Genomic DNA, 310 nt, shown 5'->3' with positions numbered 1-310 from the left:
ATGCGCCTGTTTTTTGCCTTTTTTGTCAGTGTTAATAAGAAGGACAAGTTTTCCTTCTTCATCAGTACATATGGAACAGTTATGAAAAGAGGTGTCCTATATTATAGGACCAGAATCAAAGACGCGAATGGTAAGCTCGTAGCTATCTACGCAAAAACACCTGAAGAACTATACAACAAAGAAACGCTTGCGTTGGAACAGATAAACTTGTATTGTTCGAGACAAAGAACTATAATGTACTCTGTGGAGGTGCATAATGGATTATATGACACTAAAAGAGGCCGCCGAAAAATGGGGCGTGACACCTCGT

General features: G+C 39.7%; 1 pseudogene. It reads left to right on the top strand.

The features are described from left to right. Positions 1-81 precede the first annotated feature (81 nt). Positions 82-204 (top strand): annotated as a pseudogene (locus LJE09_RS19045) (tyrosine-type recombinase/integrase); the annotation flags it as partial. Positions 205-310 lie beyond the last annotated feature (106 nt).

Source organism: Blautia sp. DFI.3.45, assembly GCF_020593505.1.
In the GTDB taxonomy this organism is placed as follows: domain Bacteria; phylum Bacillota; class Clostridia; order Lachnospirales; family Lachnospiraceae; genus Blautia_A; species Blautia_A wexlerae.
The sequence above is the reverse complement of the archived record's forward strand: the minus strand, read 5'-3'. Positions and strand labels throughout refer to the sequence as shown.